This window comes from Mesorhizobium sp. M8A.F.Ca.ET.218.01.1.1 (assembly GCF_004791165.1).
Lineage (GTDB): Bacteria > Pseudomonadota > Alphaproteobacteria > Rhizobiales > Rhizobiaceae > Mesorhizobium.
On sequence record NZ_SRUZ01000013.1, the window covers coordinates 86,980 to 105,395 of the forward strand.

At 60.1% G+C, this 18,416-nt stretch carries 16 protein-coding genes; 10 read left to right on the forward strand and 6 right to left on the reverse strand.

Going from position 1 to position 18,416, the window contains the following annotated elements; genetic code table 11:
• Positions 1-30 precede the first annotated feature (30 nt).
• The 5 genes from EN861_RS32685 to EN861_RS32705 all read right to left on the reverse strand — a co-directional run bounded on the left by EN861_RS32685 (position 31) and on the right by EN861_RS32705 (position 4,137).
• Entirely contained in the window at positions 31-1,266 is a 1,236-nt protein-coding gene (locus tag EN861_RS32685; protein WP_135867625.1) for an arabinose transporter, read from the reverse strand.
• Positions 1,267-1,313: 47 nt separating this feature from the next.
• Positions 1,314-2,057, reverse strand: a complete 744-nt coding sequence (locus EN861_RS32690; RefSeq protein ID WP_127279415.1) for an SDR family oxidoreductase — start codon at positions 2,055-2,057, stop codon at positions 1,314-1,316.
• A 30-nt stretch (positions 2,058-2,087) separates the two neighbouring features.
• Positions 2,088-2,483 carry a cupin domain-containing protein gene (locus tag EN861_RS32695; RefSeq protein WP_135867626.1) on the reverse strand — a complete coding sequence of 132 codons (396 nt, stop codon included), beginning with the start codon at positions 2,481-2,483 and terminating at the stop codon, positions 2,088-2,090.
• A gap of 15 nt (positions 2,484-2,498) precedes the next feature.
• Entirely contained in the window at positions 2,499-2,966 is a 468-nt protein-coding gene (locus tag EN861_RS32700; protein WP_210235204.1) for a cyclophilin-like fold protein, read from the reverse strand.
• A gap of 76 nt (positions 2,967-3,042) precedes the next feature.
• On the reverse strand, positions 3,043-4,137 hold the full coding sequence (locus tag EN861_RS32705) for an alpha/beta hydrolase (protein WP_127279417.1): 1,095 nt from the start codon (positions 4,135-4,137) through the stop codon (positions 3,043-3,045).
• Positions 4,138-4,407: 270 nt separating this feature from the next.
• On the opposite strand from EN861_RS32705, the gene EN861_RS32710 reads away from it, so the two are divergent.
• Positions 4,408-5,301 (forward strand): LysR family transcriptional regulator, encoded by an 894-nt coding sequence (locus tag EN861_RS32710; RefSeq protein WP_127279418.1) that lies wholly within the window; start codon positions 4,408-4,410, stop codon positions 5,299-5,301.
• A 372-nt stretch (positions 5,302-5,673) separates the two neighbouring features.
• On the opposite strand, the gene EN861_RS32715 is transcribed toward EN861_RS32710, so the two are convergent.
• Positions 5,674-7,071 (reverse strand): PLP-dependent aminotransferase family protein, encoded by a 1,398-nt coding sequence (locus tag EN861_RS32715; protein ID WP_135867627.1) that lies wholly within the window; start codon positions 7,069-7,071, stop codon positions 5,674-5,676.
• Positions 7,072-7,189: 118 nt separating this feature from the next.
• Here EN861_RS32715 and EN861_RS32720 point away from each other — a divergent pair, with 118 nt between their 5' ends.
• The 9 genes from EN861_RS32720 (at position 7,190) to EN861_RS32760 (ending at position 18,379) form a co-directional block, all read left to right on the forward strand.
• Complete coding sequence (locus EN861_RS32720; RefSeq protein WP_127280677.1) at positions 7,190-8,509, forward strand: hydroxymethylglutaryl-CoA reductase, degradative; 1,320 nt, start codon at positions 7,190-7,192, stop codon at positions 8,507-8,509.
• 129 nt (positions 8,510-8,638) lie between these two features.
• Complete coding sequence (locus EN861_RS32725) at positions 8,639-9,877, forward strand: CoA transferase (protein ID WP_245464518.1); 1,239 nt, start codon at positions 8,639-8,641, stop codon at positions 9,875-9,877.
• Positions 9,878-10,630 (forward strand): enoyl-CoA hydratase/isomerase family protein, encoded by a 753-nt coding sequence (locus EN861_RS32730; RefSeq protein ID WP_135867628.1) that lies wholly within the window; start codon positions 9,878-9,880, stop codon positions 10,628-10,630.
• A 62-nt stretch (positions 10,631-10,692) separates the two neighbouring features.
• Positions 10,693-11,655: an ABC transporter permease gene (locus EN861_RS32735; protein ID WP_210212420.1), complete on the forward strand. Its 963-nt coding sequence runs from the start codon at positions 10,693-10,695 to the stop codon at positions 11,653-11,655.
• 32 nt (positions 11,656-11,687) lie between these two features.
• Complete coding sequence (locus EN861_RS32740; RefSeq protein WP_127278775.1) at positions 11,688-12,692, forward strand: sugar ABC transporter substrate-binding protein; 1,005 nt, start codon at positions 11,688-11,690, stop codon at positions 12,690-12,692.
• Positions 12,693-12,760: 68 nt separating this feature from the next.
• Positions 12,761-14,875: an SMP-30/gluconolactonase/LRE family protein gene (locus EN861_RS32745; RefSeq protein ID WP_127278776.1), complete on the forward strand. Its 2,115-nt coding sequence runs from the start codon at positions 12,761-12,763 to the stop codon at positions 14,873-14,875.
• A 2-nt stretch (positions 14,876-14,877) separates the two neighbouring features.
• Positions 14,878-16,014: a strictosidine synthase gene (locus tag EN861_RS32750; protein ID WP_127278777.1), complete on the forward strand. Its 1,137-nt coding sequence runs from the start codon at positions 14,878-14,880 to the stop codon at positions 16,012-16,014.
• Positions 16,011-17,513 (forward strand): sugar ABC transporter ATP-binding protein, encoded by a 1,503-nt coding sequence (locus tag EN861_RS32755; RefSeq protein ID WP_127278778.1) that lies wholly within the window; start codon positions 16,011-16,013, stop codon positions 17,511-17,513. Before EN861_RS32750 ends, EN861_RS32755 begins: the two co-directional genes overlap by 4 nt.
• Positions 17,513-18,379, forward strand: a complete 867-nt coding sequence (locus EN861_RS32760; RefSeq protein WP_127278779.1) for a hydroxymethylglutaryl-CoA lyase — start codon at positions 17,513-17,515, stop codon at positions 18,377-18,379. The genes EN861_RS32755 and EN861_RS32760 overlap by 1 nt, the downstream gene beginning before the upstream one ends.
• Positions 18,380-18,416: the final 37 nt, after the last annotated feature.

Sequence of the window (18,416 nt, forward strand, 5' to 3'; positions counted from 1 at the left end):
CAGTCATATGATATCCCTGCGATTGAATGGCTACTTTGGCCGGTTTAACGAACGTCCGCGGTAGTCCGCCTGTCGGCCTCGACGGGTATTGTACGCTAAATGCAATGCAATGGCGGTTGTACAAAAGGTGACACCGGCGCTGATAAAGAAGACAACGCTCAAGCCTGCTCGATCGGCAGCCCATCCCAACGCCGGGCTTCCTAGAGCCATCGCGACATCCAGAAAGGCCGTGTAGATGCCCATCGCCAAGCCGCGGCTTTCCGGCGATGTGCCACCTACCGCCTCCACGCCAAGCGCGGGGTAGACCAGGGAGTAGCCCAGGCCCGCCAGCGCGGCTCCGGAGGAAGCAAGCACACTGCTTCGTGCCAACCCCATGAGCAGAAGCCCGGCTGACTGCACGAGCACGAACAGCAGGGCGATCTTCGCACCGCCGTATCTGTCAGGCAGATGACCGCAGATCATACGCGCTGCGATCAGCGCAGCTCCAAACGCCGTAAATCCAACCCAGACGGGTCGCCAATGATTGTCGGCATACAGAAGGGAGCTGAAGGCAAGGATTGAGCAGTAGCCGACACTGGCGAGTGCCGCACCAAGGCCTGGCAGCCACACGGCGCCAAAAACCGCTCTCAAATCGGATTTTCTCTGCCGCAACTGGATCCGAGGGTTTGGTGCTCGCATGAGCGATCCCAATACAAGCAACGGCAATAATGTGGTCAGCAGCCCTATCGCCGCAAAGCCGTAGGCTGTGAACAATATGGCTCCGAAAGGTCCGCTGAAGGCCAATGCCGCGAACATCGCAGTGCCGACCCATGCAATGACTTTCCCGGAATGCCCGGCATCCACGAGCGCCAGGCCCCAGGCCACGCCACCCCTGATGATGAAGCTCTCGGCACCGCCGAGCACCGCGCGTCCGACGACAAGGATCGAGACGGAGAGAACGGGCGAACGCGCGACGGCAACGGACAGAAGATAGAGCAGCCCGGCAGCCGCTGCCGTAACCAGGCCCACGAGAACGGCTCGTTTTCCTCCGTTCGCGTCGGCAAAGGAACCCGACCACACGCGTGAGACCAGGGATGCCGCGAACTGCGTTCCCGCCACCATGCCGACAACGACGCTACCGAAACCCAGATTGTGGCTGACGTGCAGCGGAAGCACAGGCAACGCTGCGCCGATGACAACAAACCCGGCCAACACCGCCGCCATGGTTGGCAGCAGGCTAACCGCGACCGAACGCGATGGTGTTGACGATGTCGGCAGGTCTGTCATTCGTCGGAAGCAATCTGGTGACGTTACTTCGGAGACTTTAGTTCTGATCACCAGGGTTGGTTGGCGGGCCCGACCGTGAACTCGTTGATCGTGGTGTCTTCCGGTGCATCGATGGCGAACGCAACGACGTCAGCGATCCGGTCCGGCGAGATTCCGTATTTGTCATAGGTGTTCTGCATCGCGGCGGCCGTGCCTTCGTCGCTGATCGTTTCAAGCAGCTCTGTGTTGATCGCGGCCGGATAGATGGTCGCCGTGCGGATGTTCGTCCCTTCCATGGCGGATTCCATGCGCAGGACTTCCATGAAGTTGCGCACGAACCATTTCGTGCCTCCATAGACCGCGCCGTTCGGGTAAGCCTTGAGCCCGGCGACCGATGAGGTCGCGATGACGTATCCGGATTTCCGTGCGATGAACTCCGGCAGCACCGCGGCCACGCCGTTCAAGACACCCTTGACGTTCACGTCGACCATCTGGTGCCAGTCGTCGGTCTTCAGTGCCGATAGTGGCGAGCTCGGCATGAGGCCGGCGTTCAGGAACATGACATCGACGCGGCCGAACGCCTTCCTGGCCAGCTCGACGATAGCGTCGTTATCGGACTGCTTCGTCACGTCCAGTACCTTGTAGGTCGCCTGACCGCCGTTCTTCGCGATCTCGTCGGCGATCCGTTTCAGCCTATCGGCGCGCCGCGCGCCAAGGACGACCTTGGCGCCTTTGCCCGCGAGCAGCTTCGCGGTTGCTTCGCCGATGCCTGACGATGCTCCGGTGATGATTACGACCTTGTCCTTGATCATGGCAGTTCTCCAGAATTGATGATTTGGTTCTCAGGCGTCGTATTGTGCGTCCGTCACATGCTCCATCCAGTCGACGACCTTGCCGTCCTTAACCTCCTGGAGCGCTATATGGCTCATGGCGGCCTCGGACGACGCGCCGTGCCAATGCTTTTCGCCCGGATCGAACCAGACGACGTCGCCGGGACGGATTTCTTCGATCGGCCCGCCCTCGCGCTGAACACGGCCAAGGCCAGAGGTGACGATCAGCGTCTGGCCAAGCGGATGAGTATGCCAGGCCGTGCGCGCGCTCGGCTCGAAAGTGACGAGCGCTCCCTGCACGCGATCGGGAGCCGCCGGGTTGAACAGCGCGTCGATGCGCACGCGGCCGGTAAACCAGTCGGCGGGGCCGGGACGGGAAGGTGTTTTTCCGGCACGATAGATCTGCATGATGACCTCCATGGATCACAGTGTTTCGACGCGCAGCGGATGTTCTCCGCGCAGCAGAAGCGGCGCCGGTCCGTGGTCCAGTCGCCCGAGCCGTATTAGGCCGCGCGACCACCGATAGGGACCATGAAAAATTGCCAGATTGCCCCAGGGGGCGTAGTAGCAGAGATCGCCCACGGCCTCGCTCCCGAAGCGACCGCTGCCTTTCTCGGTTAGCTTGCGCGGCAGATAGGCGATCTTCTCGTTGGTCGAATAGTCGTCGATCGTCAGGTCCAGCGGCAGCATCGAGACCAGATCGTGCGCGGAAGGATTGTCCTCCAGCGTTGCCGTGAAATCCTGATCCGCGAAGATGAATCTAAGGCGCATGGTGTCTCCTTTCCCATCCGTGGCTACGTTGTTCTGAGAGCGCACCGAGGAGGGAAGTGCGAAGCTGGCAGCGCCTGCCAGCAAAGCGCGACGTGAAAACCATGCGGCGTCGCGTGTCATTTGAAGTCTCCCAATTGGTGCGGCCATGTCCATTGTTTCGGCACACGACCGCGCGCTTGGAGATAGGACCTGGTCGTCAAGCAGCGAGATGCTGATTGAAGAAGCTGGTCAGCTTGTCGAACGGGATCACGTCCAGCTTGTCGTAAAGATCGGTGTGGTTGGCACCCGGAATGATCATGAGTTCCTTCGGCTCCGCCGCTGCCGCGAAGGCAGTTTCGCTGAAGTAGCGCGAATGGGCCTTTTCGCCATGGATGAACAAGACCGGGCGCGGCGAGATTTCCGCGATGTAGGTCACGATCGGCATGTTCATGAATGACAGCGGCGTCGTCTGCGTCCAGGAATTGCCTGAGTTGACCGCGCGCGCATGATAGCCGCGCCGCGTCATGTAATAGTCGTGATAGTCGACCAGGAACTGCGCCTCGGCACCCTTAAGTTCATTGAAGGGCGGTTGATAAGCCGGCGCGCCGTTTTCCGCGTCCGCCCAGCGCTGCCGGCTCATCTGTTCCAGCGCCTGCGTGCGCTGCTCCAGGGTCACGCTGTCGTTGTAGCCCTTCGACATGACGCGAGTCATGTCGTACATGGTGCTCGCCACCACGGCCTTGACGCGCTTGTCCGCGGCGACGGCATTCAAAGCCATGCCGCCCCAGCCGCAGATGCCGATGACGCCGATGCGCTCGCGGTCGACCGAAGCGTGCAGGCCGAGATAGTCGACGGCCGCGCTGAAATCCTCGGTGTTAATGTCCGGCGAGGCCACGTTGCGCGGCTCGCCGCCGCTTTCGCCGGTATAAGACGGATCGAAGGCCAGGGTGACAAAGCCGCGCTCGGCCATCGTCTGCGCGTAGAGGCCAGACGATTGTTCCTTAACAGCGCCGAACGGACCACCGACGGCAAGCGCCGGCAGGCGTCCGCGGGCACGGTCCTTCGGCAGATAGAGATCACCCGACAGCGTGATTCCGTAGCGGTTCTTGAACGTTATCTTCTCGTGATCGATCTTGTCGCTGAGCGGAAAGACCTTATCCCATTCGTTTGACATATTCTGAGCCTTCGCTTCGAGGGGGTTGGATATTGAAACAGCGCCCAATGCGGCGACGCCTGCGCCGGTCAGCTTCAACAGCTCGCGCCGGTGGATTGTGCGAGCTGATGTTTTCGTGTCAGGGGTGTTCACAGGCATTACCGATCTCCTTTTGGCCCAATTGGGTTGGGGCGCTTCGCTGAGTGAGCCATCAGTGTGGACGTTCGGGTTTCAGCAGCCGCCAGAACCGATTGCGGTTCAGCGTTCCTGCGGCGGTGCGCGCAGCCGTCCAGCGATCGGTTCTTTGCCCGTGCTGAATTGTTGCAATGCACATCTAGCGGCTTTGCCATAGAACGATTAGTCATCGAAATTTGCATGAACTAATCGACTGCATCGATTAATGTGCTGGGGGGCAAACGAAGGAACCTCATGGCCAAACCCGACCTCAACCAACTGACGTGGTTTCAGGCCGTCGCCGAAGAGCGCAGCTTCACCAGGGCTGCGGCAAAGCTCGGCGTGGCGCAATCGACGCTCAGCCACACGATCAAGCAGCTCGAGGCGCGAATGGGCATACGCCTCCTGACCCGCACCACGCGCAATGTCGCGACGACAGCCGCAGGCGAGCGGCTCCTACGAACGATCGCCCCGCGCATCGGCGAAATCGAGGATGAGATCGCGGCATTGATGGCCTTCCGCGAAAAGCCGTCAGGCTCGATCCGGCTGACCTTGTCCGACCACGCGCTGGAAAGCGTGGTTTGGCCCAAGCTGAAGCAGGTTCTCAGCGCCTATCCGGATATCGCTGTCGAACTGATCCTGGACAGCACATTCCGCAACATCGTCGAGGAAGGCTTCGACGCAGGCGTCCGGCTGGGCGAAAGCGTTGAAAAGGACATGATCGCAGTGCGGATCGGCCCAGACTGGCGCTTGGTTGCCGTGGCGTCGCCCGACTATCTGGCCGAGCATGGCGTACCGAGACACCCGCAGGATTTGGTCCGACATGTCTGCATCAACATGCGTCAAGAGACCGCCGGCGGCCTCTACGCCTGGGAGTTCGAGAAGGATGGACAGGCGCTGCGTGTCCGTGTGGACGGTCAACTTACCTTCAACAACACCTACGCTATGATCGACGCCGCAGCGAGTGGCTACGGCATCGCCTATGTTCCCGAGAACATCGTGGAGCGGCACATCGCTTCGAGCCTGCTAGTTCAGGTTCTCGATGATTGGTCGCCCCTCTTCGACGGCTATTTCCTCTACTATCCGAGCCGCCGACAGAATCTACCCGCATTCAAGGTCATTATCGACGCGCTACGCCATCGGGATTGAAGCGACAGGAACTTAGACCCGCGGTTGGCTGATGGTTGGAGGGCTCTAGACAGCAATAGAGTAGACATGGTTCTCATCGTTACCCCGTGTGGCGCGCGTGTGAGATTCGAACCTTAGGCTCCACGGCTCTATCGGCGAGAGCGGGTCTATTCTTCTCAATTTCGCTGTCCGCGTTGGGATCAGTTCAGGCCGAGGCACACAGACCTCCTGTTAAGTCCGCTTCTGGCGATCTGAGCCTAGAAGCTGGCAGTCCGATTCCGGCCCCGATTCGGTCGGGCTGCAAGGCGCCCATGTCGGTCGTACAGGCCGATCTTGCCGTTGCCCGAAAGCAGACGCTTGCGTACCGGTTTGATCAGCTTCTGTTTGTTGATGCTACAAGAGTTTTCGCAGCAAAAAGTCGAAAAACCTCTCGTCCTCCGCCCGTGACACATTTATCCGGATGCCAGCCGCCATTGGACTTTTCTTGTCGATACAAAAGACGCTGCCAGGCGCAATGAAAATGCTTTCCTTGGCCCCCAGTCGGGCCAGTTCAATGTCATCGATACCTTCGGGCAGCAGGAGGTAAAGATAATAGCCACCCCCATTGCCGGCGAAGATGGAATAACCGTTTCGGCCGAGGGCTGCGTGGACGCGAGTTGCGGCCGCTTCTATGCGCTGTGCGAGGCGCTTGAGGTGGCGATCATAGTGACCTTCGGACGTCAGTCGGTGCAGGAGCCTCTCCACGTGGCCAGAACTGTTCACCGTCGTCAGCATTTTCAGTTCCGCAAGTGCGGCGATCTTGTCGGCACGGCCCGCGATATGACCTGACCGCAGACTTGCAGACAGCGTCTTGGAAAATGTGCCGATCGAAATCACATGATTGAGCTGGTCGAGCGTTGCAAGCCGATTGGGCGCAACGAGCGAGAGGTCCGCGAAAGGATCGTCCTCAACGATGGTGACGTTGTGCTTCGCCGCAGCGGTGAGGATTGAGTGCGCGACAGACAGACTGATTGAGCCGCCGGTCGGATTGTGGCCAATTGACTGCGTGAAGAACAGTTTTGGCCGCTCCGCTGAAACCTTAGCCGTGAAATCCTCAACGTCTGGCCCGTCAGGCAGGCGCCGGACGCCAATGACCCGCACCTGGGCCAGTTTGAGCTTGGCGAAGAGCGGGTAGTATCCGGGCTCGTCGACGAGCACGACGTCGCCAGGCGCCAAGAACGCCCGAACGACGAGATCGAGCGCGTGATTGGCGCCGAACGTCAGCAAGATTTCCTTTTCAGTCGCTTGAATGTGCTGGTTCCCCAAACGCCGGGCAATCTGCTGCCGTAGAGGTGGGAAACCCCAAGCGGACCCATAGCCATCCGCGCCTGGTGAGGGGCCACGCCCGAGAAAACCAAGATGGCGTCGGATTTCCGACTCCTCCGTCCATGCTGGGGGCGGACGCCCGTCGCCGACACGGATCTCAAAGCTTTCCTCCAACTGCGCATTGAGAAGCGAAGCGATATCGACGGCTTCCGATACGTGTTTTGGCCTCATCCCGTTCGTTTGCGCAGTCTTGCTGACTGTGAATCCGGAGCGTGCCTTCGGTATGACGTGACCGGATGCCGCCAATCTGTCGTAGGCTTCGACAATAGTGTTCTTGGAGACGCCGTAGTCGCGGGCCGCATTCCTGATTGAGGGTAGCTTGCTTCCCGGCGAACGGTTGCCCGCTGCAATCTCCGCGACCAGCCTCGCTGCGACATTCTCCGCAAGAGTTTCACCGGATTTGCCGCTTGGATTTGTCGCCCTCAACGTCGCCTCCTATGGGTACAGATTCAGACAAATTCTTTGATCTGTACCTTTCATGAGATGGTAACAATGATCATTTTTGTTTCAAGAAGAAAAATTATACATCGCGTGGGAGGCGCCTGTGACCGACGCAGAAAACGGCAGAACGCGTTCCGCCATAAATTCGCGCATTGAGAACCTGCGGAATCTTTCGCCGACCGAGAGACTTGGCCGGGTTGGCGATGTGATGTCGCTCACCGATACCGAACGCGGCGTTTTTGCAGGCGGCGGCCTCCCGATTGCGCTGGCCGATGGCATGATCGAGAACGTCATTGGGACGTTTGAGCTACCGATCGGCGTGGCCACAAATTTTACAATCAATGGCCGAGACTACCTGATCCCGATGGCCGTCGAAGAGCCATCTGTCGTGGCGGCGGCGTCGTACATGGCCCGTCTTGCCCGCAAGAGCGGTGGCTTCTTCACCTCGAGCACCGGGCCGATCATGCGGGCACAGGTGCAAGTTCTTGAAGTGCGCGACCCGCACGGCGCGCGGGCCCGCATCCTGAGGGAACGAGAGGCGATCATTGCTGCTGCAAATGTCAAGGACAAGGTCCTGATATCGCTTGGCGGAGGGTGCCGCGATGTCGAGGTACACGTATTTGATCAGACAACTGCCGGCCCCATGGTTGTCGTTCACCTAATCGTCGATGTGCGCGATGCCATGGGCGCAAACACGGTCAATACAATGGCCGAAGCCGTCGCGCCGATGATCGAAGCGATAACCGGCGGCGTCGTGCGACTTCGCATTCTGTCCAACTTTGCCGATCTGCGCATCGCCCGCGCAATGGTCACAGTCACCCCGGAGACGCTGCAGACCGAAGAATACAAGGGTGATCGTATCGCTCGCGGCATTGTCGAAGCATGTGCCCTTGCCATCGTCGACCCCTACCGCGCCGCCACCCACAACAAGGGCATCATGAACGGTATCGATCCGATCGTGGTAGCCACCGGCAACGACTGGCGGGCCATAGAAGCGGGCGCGCATGTGTGGGCTTCGCGCTCAGGGCGTTACACATCGTTGTCGACCTGGGAGCTTGATGCCAAGGGTCATCTCGTCGGCACCCTGGAGATGCCCATGGCCCTGGGCCTTGTGGGTGGTGCGACAAAGACCCATCCGGCAGCCCGTGCCGCCCTCAAGATCCTCGGCGTTGAGAGTGCCCAGGAACTTGCCGAGGTGGCGGTGGCGGTTGGGCTTTCGCAAAACATGGGGGCATTGCGTGCATTGGCCACCGAGGGCATCCAGCGAGGCCATATGGCGCTGCACGCCCGCAACATCGCAATTGTGGCCGGCGCAACCGGCGACGAGATCGACAAGGTGGCGTCGACGCTGTCTGCGAACCATGACGTGCGCGTCGATCGCGCCAAGGATGTACTTGAGCTGATCAGGGCGGAAAAGGTCTGAGATCATGCGGTACCGCGATGCTGAAAAATCAGTTGCCGTCGGTTGGCGATGCGGCGGCCGGCAATGCTCGATTGCGCGATCCAGAAATCCGGGCAGATATCTCTCAGGATTGTTTTCCGGGAGAATGACGTGACCGAAGCATATGGGAATGACGCGATTCCAACACGGACGGGCCCTCTAAGCGGAGTGACCGTTCTCGACATCACACGTGTCGTCGCCGGCCCCTTCTGCTCCATGTTGCTGGCCGACCTTGGCGCGACCGTGATCAAGGTGGAGCATCCCGACGAACCGGACTACGCCCGTACCTTCCCTCCTTTCGTCGGCGACGAGGGTGCGGAACTCAGCGCCTTCTTTTCGCAGTTCAACCGCAACAAGCTGGGAATCACGATCAATCTCAAATCCGCTGACGGCAAGGCGCTCTTGAAAAAGCTCGTGCGCCGGGCCGACGTGCTGGTCGAGAATTTTCGACCGAGAACCATGGACAGGCTGGATCTCGGATACGAGGTCCTCAAAGCTGAAAACCCCAAGCTGATCTACACCGCGATCAGCGGCTACGGCCGCAGCGGGCCAAACGCATCAAAGCCTGCCTATGACAACACCGGACAGGCGTCAGGCGGCCTGTGGTCGATGAACGGCTATGCGGACCGACCGCCGGTTCGGGTGGGCACTATCATCGGCGACCTCGCGGCGTCCTTGTATGCTGCGATCGGCACTCTCGCAGCCCTGCGCGAGGCGGACAAAAGCGGCCTCGGACAGGTGGTCGACGTCTCGCAACAGGACTCCGTGCTGACGCTGACGGAAAATGCTGTTGTCCGTTACACGGGGAAGAATGAAATCGCCTCACCACTCGGCAATGACCATCCCTTCGTGCGCCCCTACGGCCAGTTCCCCTGCAAGGACGGCTATGTGTTCTTCGGCGGCTACACGGACAAGTTCTGGGCGATTACCTGCGCTCTGTTCGGCGAGCCCGACAAGGCATCCGACCCTGCCATCGACACGATGGAGAAGCGGTTCGATCCGACAGTGGCGGAGACGAAGGTCAATCCGCTGCTTAACCGCTGGTTCAGCCGCTACACCAAGGCCGAACTGGAGGAGATCGCGGGCGACAAGATCCCGCTGAGCGCGATCAAGACGATTGCGGAAGTCGTCGAGGATCCACACATCGCCGCTCGCAACATGATCGTCAAGGTTCCCATCGCGGGCAAGCTTATCGGCATGTTTGGGCTGCCGATAAAGCTTTCGGGCGCCGTCGAGGTCGCGCCCCAATCGGCGCCCGCGCCGGGAGAGCACAATGACCTGATCCTTGGGAAATTGGCAGGCCTTTCCCCAGAGGAGTTGCATGCGCTCAAGACCGGGGGAGCGATCTAGATGGGCATCGACTTTACCCAGGACGGTTACGTCGCAACAGTCCGGATCGATCGGCCGGAGAAGCTCAATGCGCTGACCTTGGCCATGTATGAGGATCTGGGCCGCGCCTTCAAGGCAGCCAAGGATGACGATGCCATTCGGGCGGTCGTCCTCGCCGGCAGCGGCGGGCGTGCTTTTTGCGTCGGAGCCGACCTGAAGGAATCCATTCCCGCGCTTGCCGCGGATGCTTTCGACATTTCCGCTTGGGATCCGGCGCATATCAAGTTTCCCGGGTTCTTCAAGCCGATTATAAGCGCGATCCGGGGCATGTGCCTTGGCGGTGGATTCGAGATCATGCTCGCCACCGATATCCGGATTGCGGCGCATGACGCCATCTTCCAGCTGCCTGAGGCGACCCTCGGCTTTGTGCCTGCCGGCGGGACGCTGGTGCGCCTTGTCAGGCAGATCGGTTACGCCCACGCGATGGAGATCATGCTGACTGCGCGACGCTTCACGGCGGCCGAGATGGTCGCCAAAGGCGTGGTCAATCAGGCGGTGGATAGCCGGGACGTCGAGCGTGTGGCGTTTGAAACGGCGCATCATGTCGCAAGCCTGAGCCCGACCGCCGTCCAGACGATCAAGGAAGCCGCTCTCACACTGCAAGACTTGCCGCTGACAGAGGCATTCCGCCAGGAAGCGATCCTGGGGCAGCGGACTTTCAGGAGCGACGATGCCAAGCGTGGCCTTGCTGCTTTCGCCGAAAAGGGGAAGTGACCGTGTCGAGCACTCCCCAAGACCTGGGATCGAATGCCCCGCGCAAAGGCGTCGGCCATCGCATCGGCGTGACGCAGGAGCTGATCGTATTCCTGGTATCGATCGCTCTGTTCGCTTATTTCTCGATCACGCTCGACAACTTTCTCAGCCGGGACAACATCCTCAACCTGATCCGAAACGTCGCCATGCTCGGCATGCTGAGCCTGGGCATGGCGGTCGTCGTGATCGGACGCGGCGTGGATCTTTCGCTGGTCGCGGTGATGGCCGTCTCGCTGACGTTCTCGATTGTTCTGGCCAACCAGGGCTATGCGTTTTCAACGGCCTTGGTGCTCGGCCTTGCCTTCGTCATCGTCGTCGCGATCATCATGGGTTTTCTGATCGCCTATGTCGAAATCCCCGCCATCTTTGCGACCCTTGCCGTATCGGCGATCGTCTACGGACTGGGGCGCGGCGTGATCGCCACGCTCGACGTCAACAATGTTCCGGACAACCTAAACTGGTTCCTGTTCCTGGGGCGCGGCAGCCTTCTTGGCATCCCGGTACCGATCTGGCTTTTCGCGGTCTGTGCCGCCGCGCTCTATTTCCTTCTTCGCAAGACAGGGCTCGGGCGGTTCATCTACGCCATCGGCGACAACATCTCGACCGCGCGGATCACGGGCATTCCCGTCAGGCCGATGATCATCCTCCAATACGTGCTTTCCGGCGTCATGGCCTTTCTCGCCGGCTGCGTGACAGCGGCCTCCGTCGCCAGCATGAACATGAGGATGGTCAATTCGACGCTCATCTACGACGTTCTGCTGGTGGTCATCCTGGGTGGCATCGGCCTCACCGGCGGACGGGGAGGCGTCCGCAACGTGCTGGTCGGCACGGTGCTGATCGGTCTCCTGCTCAACGGCATGACGATCCTCGACATCTCCTACACCGTCCAGAACCTGGTCAAAAGCACGGTGCTGCTTGGAGCCTTGATCGTGGACGCGCTTCTCAACCCTCGCGATGAACAGACGTCGCAGCAGGGAGACATCTGACGCTCAATATCATCCAACGGGAGGAAACCAACATGATGATAGTGAAATATGCCGCGGCAGCGGTCGTGGCCGGCATTCTCTCATTGGGCGCTGCCCATGCCCAGGAGGGCATGGTCGACGAATTGAGACAGCCGACGCTTGATACACTCGCCGGCAAGAAGGTCATCTTCGTGCCGATGTCCATGAGTTTCGATCTGCCGGAGGGTTGGGCGGCGATCATGCAGAAGGAGGCGACACGTGTGGGCTACACCCTCGATATCCGCGACGCCAACTGGAGCACGGATACCGGCACGCGTGCATTGACCCAGGCGATCACCGAAAAACCCGACGTGATCGTGGTGCAGAATTTCGACGTCGCGTCCTACGCACGCACGCTGAAGAAGGCCGAGGATTCGGGGATCAAGGTCATCCAGGTCAACATGAAGTCGAGTTACCAGACGGACGCTTTTGTCGGGGCGGACTGGTATGGCATCGGCCAGTATGCGGCCAATCGCATGATCGAGAAATGCGGCAAGGCGAGCGGCAAGAGCGGCAAGATCGCGATCATCCAGGGGCCGGCGACGGCCGCTGCAAGTGTCTATCAGCTCAATGCGATCTCCGAGACGCTGAAGGGGCATGACGACATCAAGATCGTTTCCAGCCAGACCGGCGACTGGGACCAGTCGAAGGCGCGCGGTATCGCACAAACGGTGATCCAGCAGAACCCAGACCTGTGCGGCATCATCGGCTTTTGGGATGTGATGGACGCCGGAACGGGCGCCGCGATCCAGGAGTCCGGCAAGGATATTTATCTGATCACATCCGGTGGTGGCAACAAGACGGCATGCCAAGGGGTGGAAAACGGAACGTTCAAGGAGGTCATCTCCTACGACGTCGAAGGCCAGGGCCGCGATCTGAACAACGCGATCAAGGTGTTGCTGCAATCGAAGGAAGCAGCAGGCGCCGTGAAGTTCGCGCTGTACACGCCAAACAAGATCATCAGCAAGGACACGATGTCGACGAACAGCTGCTGGGATCTGGATCAGCTCAAGAAGTGATTTCGAATCGGGTCACCGCGCGCAAACGCGGTGACCCTCCCAGCAATGTCCGCAGTCAGGGTCTTGAGATGGAAGCCATCGAGCGCCTCTATTTTCACTATTTTCCGGAAAAGGTGCTTGGCGAAGTGCTGACCAAGCGCTGGAGCGACAACGCCGTTCCCGTGCTTGCGACGATCTTGACGATCGGCTTTTTTGTTCTCCACAATCCGCATTTCTTCACGCTGTCGAGCCTGACGGAAACGTCGCGCCAGCTGTCGGAGTTTTCGCTGGTCGTCGTCGCCATGGGCATTGTCTTGCTTGCTGGCGGCCTCGATCTCTCGGTCGGCAGCGTGTTTGCCCTGGCCAACATCACGGCCCTTATCTGCATCACCTTGCTGGGATGGCCGGTGTGGGCCACCGTGATGGCCACGCTGGCCGTCGGCGCCCTGTGCGGTGCGGTCAACGGCGTCCTGATCGGCTATCTGCGCATCCGGGCGTTCCTGACGACGCTGGTCACGCTGATCATCATCCGATCGATCGTCGATATCCTTCTCCTGCGTTACGCAGTCCAGATCTCGGCGGTTTTCCCGGAGTCCGACCTTTGGTACTTTATCGGAGAAGGTCAGGTCCTTGGCATTCCATTCGCTTTCCTCGTCGCCATTGTCGTCATAGGGCTCTGGCACGTCATCCTGACCAGAGCACGGGCCGGGTGGCATATCACGGCGGTCGGCGGCAGCCGTCGTTCCGCCTACAATGCCGGCCTGCGGGTCAAGTTCACGATCTTCACCACCTATGTCTGGTCGAGCGTGCTCGTGTCGTTGGCCGGTGTGTTTTTCGCCGCACGCCTGGGCAGTGCGGGATCGGATACCGGGGTCGGCCTCGAGATCGCGGCGCTGACCGCCGCCGTCCTTGGCGGCAACAGTCTCGGGGGCGGCCGTGGGTCGGTGGTAAAATCGGTGCTGGGCGCGGTTGTCGTGCTCATTTTGACCGACAGCATGGTTCGCGTCGGGATCAGCGGCGGCATCAGTTCGATGATCCTCGGCATTGTCCTGCTCGCAGTCGTGGCCATCGACGTCCGCTGGCTGAAGAACCGGCACAAGCTTCTGAACAAGGTTTACGTGTCACCCGGCTACTTCCGTCTCCCGGCCCTTCCCGAGACGGACGCCGGATCTGGAAGTCCCTACGCGCTCAACGACCGGCTGAAGGACGTCTCGCTCATTGGCAAGGGCGAGATCGAAGGTCCCGAGGACGTCATCTTCGACCGCAACGACAATCTCTACTGTCCAAACCGGCACGGCGATATCGTTCGCTTCTTCGCACCGGACTACACCAGATGGGAGATATTCGTTCATATCGGAGGCCACCCGCTGGGGCTGGCTTTTGACGCCAGCGAGAACCTGAATGTCTGTATCGGCGGGATGGGTCTCTATCAGGTTTCGCCGGATCGGCAGGTCACAAAGCTGACCGACGAGACCAAGCGGACGGTCCTCTCGGTGATCGACGATTCTCGCCTGAAGCTTGCCGACGATCTCGACATCGCACCGGATGGCCGCATCTTCTTTTCCGAGGCGACCATCCGTTACGACATGCACGACTGGGCGACGGACGCGCTGGAGAGCCGGGGCAATGGCCGCCTGATCTGCTTTGATCCACGCGATCGTTCGACGAAGACGATCCTCAGAAATCTGCAGTTTCCCAACGGGGTCTGCATGGCCGGCGACGGTCAGTCGTTCTTCTTCGCCGAGACCTGGGGCTGCCGTATCAATCGCTATTGGTTCGACGGTCCCAAGAAGGGAACCTGCGAGACGACGATCCCGAACCTGCCGGGGTATCCCGACAACATCAATCGGGCTTCGGACGGAAGCTTCTGGGTGGCGCTTGTCGGCATGCGGTCGCCGGCTCTCGACCTCGCGATGAGAATGCCGTCGTTGCGCAAACGCATGGCCAAGCGCGTGGCCCGTGACGAATGGCTGTTCCCGAACATCAACACGGGCTGCGTGCTGAAGTTCACGCCGAACGGCGAAATCGTGGAATCCTATTGGGATCTGGGAGGCAAGAACCACCCGATGGTGACCTCGATGCGCGAGCACAAGGGCTATCTGTATCTCGGCGGGCTCTACAATGATCGGATAGGCCGTCTCAAGCTGCCCGATGCCGATCCCACATGGACGTCACAAGCGTCCTATTGGGGGGCAACCGCATGAGCATGTCTGGCCGCATCGGCAGTTTCTTCGATAAATTCATGGGCGGGCGTGGCGATCATTCCATCACGGTTCCGGTCATGGACGGCGCGCTCAAGCCCAACAATTACCTCGAACGCATCGCCAGCGTCTCGATGTTGGAGGCGGCCGACAATCTGACGATCGCAGGTGGCCACGTGCTGCTCACCTCCGGCAACCGGCTGGTTGAGCTTCACGACGACGCAAGCACCTCCGTTCGGAGCACTTACGATGCCGAGATCACGTTCCTGTCCGCGTCACCGCAGGGCGCTCTTGCCCTGGGATTAGACAGGCTTGGCATCGCGATTGTCGGCGGTCGCCATGACGGCAAGCGACTTGCCGCGAACCTGTCCGGCCAGCAGCTCAACTGCCCGACCGCCGCTGTTTTCCTGGATGAAGACACGCTTGTCGTCTGCAATGGTTCGGGCGTGCATTCGGCCCTCGAATGGAGCCGGGATCTCCTGAACCTTGGTCGCAGCGGAAGCGTCGTGAAAATTGACCTCGGATCCGGAAAAGCGAGCCTCATCAAAGGAGGACTGGGATTTCCCTCGGGCGTTGGCATTGCCGGGGACGGCAGACTGGTCGTAGCTGAGGCCTGGAAACATCGCCTCCTGGCGCTGGACGTTGCCGGCGGCGGCTCCATTGCCGTGCTTGCGGATTTGCCTGCCTATCCCGGACGGATTCAGCCGGCCAACCAGACTGGGTACTGGCTGACGATGTTTGCGGTCCGCTCCCAGTTGCAGGAATTCGTGCTGCGCGAAAACCGCTATAGGCGCGAAATGATGGAGACCATCGCGCCGGAATATTGGATCGCGCCTACACTTTCGAGCGGACGCAGTTTCAAGGAGCCGTTGCAGGCAGGCAGCGTCATACGACTGGGCATCCACAAACCCTGGGCGCCCAGCCGTTCCTACGGTCTGCTGGTTCGTCTCGATGACAGCTTTCAGCCCATCTGGAGCGCTCACAGCAGGGCCGATGGCCACCGGCACGGCATCACATCCTGCGTCGAAATCCGCGACCGGCTGTTCGTCGCCTCCAAAGGTCGTGGCGAAATCCTTGCGCTCCATCATCTCGGGCCGATAGAGCCGGACGACCTCTCGGTTTTTGAGGAGGCCGCGGCATGATACCGATTGTCGAACTCAAGGGCGCAACAAAGGATTTTCGCGGCAATCCCGCTTTCTCGGATGTCGACTTTCAGCTGCGGCCTGGTGAAATTCATGCGCTGCTCGGCGAGAATGGCGCTGGAAAATCGACGCTGACCAAGATTATAGCCGGCGTCTATCCGCTCAGCGGCGGCAAGATGTTCATCAACGGCCGTGAGGAGAAGCTCGCAACCCCCGCCGAGGGGCTCGCGAAAGGGATAGCCATGGTCTACCAGGAAAATAGCTTGGTCCCGTCGATGTCAGTGGCGCAGAACATCTACCTCGGCAAAGAAAAGCCGTTGAACCGACTTCGCGGCATTTACATTTCCGCGCAGCAGTTTCTTCAATCGCTGAACTTCCACGTGGATCCTTCCGCCATTGTGGGCTCGCTTGGCGCCGCACAGAAGCAGATGGTCGAGATCGCGCGAGCCGTACATCACAAGGCCAAGGTCATCATCTTTGACGAGCCGACCGCAACTCTGACCCCGGAAGAAAAGAGCTATTTCTTCAAGCTGATCAAGAAGCTGAAAGGCGAAGGGGTCTCGATCATCTTCATTTCGCACGCGCTCGAAGAGGCGCTGATGGTCGCAGATTGGATCACGATTCTCAGGGATGGACGGCTGGTCGCGTCTGACAAGGCAACGGCCTTCGATCGTCAGAAGATCATTCAGGCCATGGTTGGCAGAACACTGACTGATGAAATCTACAGCGGCACATCTCGAATGCGCGCGCCGCGCAAACGCGGCGTGAAAGTGCTCTCGGTCGAGAATCTCTCGATGGGCAGCATGGTCCGCAACACCTCCTTTTCTCTCTACGCAGGTCAGGTCACCGGCATCTTCGGACTGGTCGGCTCCGGTCGGACAGAGACGCTGAAGGTGGTCTGCGGTGTCCTGAAGCGCGATTTTTTCCACGGTGGGGAGGTGAAGATTGACGGACAGCCCAAACGCTATTTGGTTCCGGCACCCGCCGTGCGGGACGGTGTCGTCTACGTCACCGAGGAGCGGAAGGCCGAAGGCTTCTTCGAGACGATGAGCATCGCTGAGAACATTTACATGGGGCAGATCGGCGGCCAGTCATACGGTGGGTTCAAAATCGTCTCAATGAAGGAAGCCAGATCCGTGGCCGAGGAATGGCGTAAGCGCCTGAACGTGCGCGCCATCGACCCCGACGCAAAGGTGATCGAGTTGTCCGGCGGCAACCAGCAGAAGATCGTGATTGCCAAGGCCCTGGTCCAGAAGCCCAAGATCGTCATCTTCGACGAACCCACCCGCGGCGTCGACGTCGGCGCGATTGCGGAAATACACGACTTCATCAATCAGCTTGCTGACCAAGGGATCGCGGTCGCGGTTATTTCGTCTTACTTACCTGAAATCCTCAGCCTGTCCGACAGAATACTGATCGCGCGACAAGGAAAGATCGTCGAGGAGATGGACCGCCGCATGGCGACTGAGGAGACGATCATGTACGCAGCCGTGCATTGATGAGCGGCGATCGGAAGGTTACGATCGTTGAGGTGGGTCCTCGTGACGGCCTGCAGAATGAAAAAGGCATCGTTCCAACCGCCGACAAGCTAAACCTCATTCGGCTTCTCGCGGATGCTGGCCTGTCACGCATCGAGGTGACGGCTTTCGTCTCACCGAAGTGGGTGCCGCAAATGGCGGACCATGACGCGGTGATGCGGCAAGCTCCCCGGAGCGCCCGGTTGGTTCGGTCGGTCCTCGTGCCCAATGAAAAGGGAGCCGAAGCCGCCATTGCCGCAGGAGCTGACGAACTGGCAGTCTTTACTAGCGCGTCCGAAAGTTTCGCGTCCAAGAACGTCAACTGCACCATCGCTGAAAGCATGCAGCGTTTCATCGCCGTGGTGCGAATCGCAAAGGCACACGGCCTGCCGGTGCGCGGCTATGTGTCGTGTGCCGTCGATTGCCCCTATGAGGGCGCAATCGCGCCGGGTGCGGTTGCGGCCGTATCGTCTGCATTACGCGACCTCGGTTGCTATGAGATAGCCCTGGCAGACACGATTGGACGTGGTTCGCCTGATCGGGTGGATCTGATGCTGCAGCACGTCCTTGAGCGAATTCCGGCATCGATGCTCGCTTGCCATTTCCACGACACGTCGAAACGGGCACTGGAGAACGTCGACGTTGCGCTGATGCGAAAGATAACCACATTTGACAGTTCCGCCGGCGGTCTAGGCGGTTGTCCATACGCGCCGGGTGCCGCCGGCAATGTTGCGACCGGCGCCATTGTCTCGCACCTCCACAAATGTGGCTACAGCACTGGGATTGATCCAGTCGGACTGCTGATTGCCGAGGACTTCGCCCTAGGCTTGCGCGCTACGGCTAGATGACTGCTCCCGCTACCAGATGCGACGCCGCCCAAGGTGT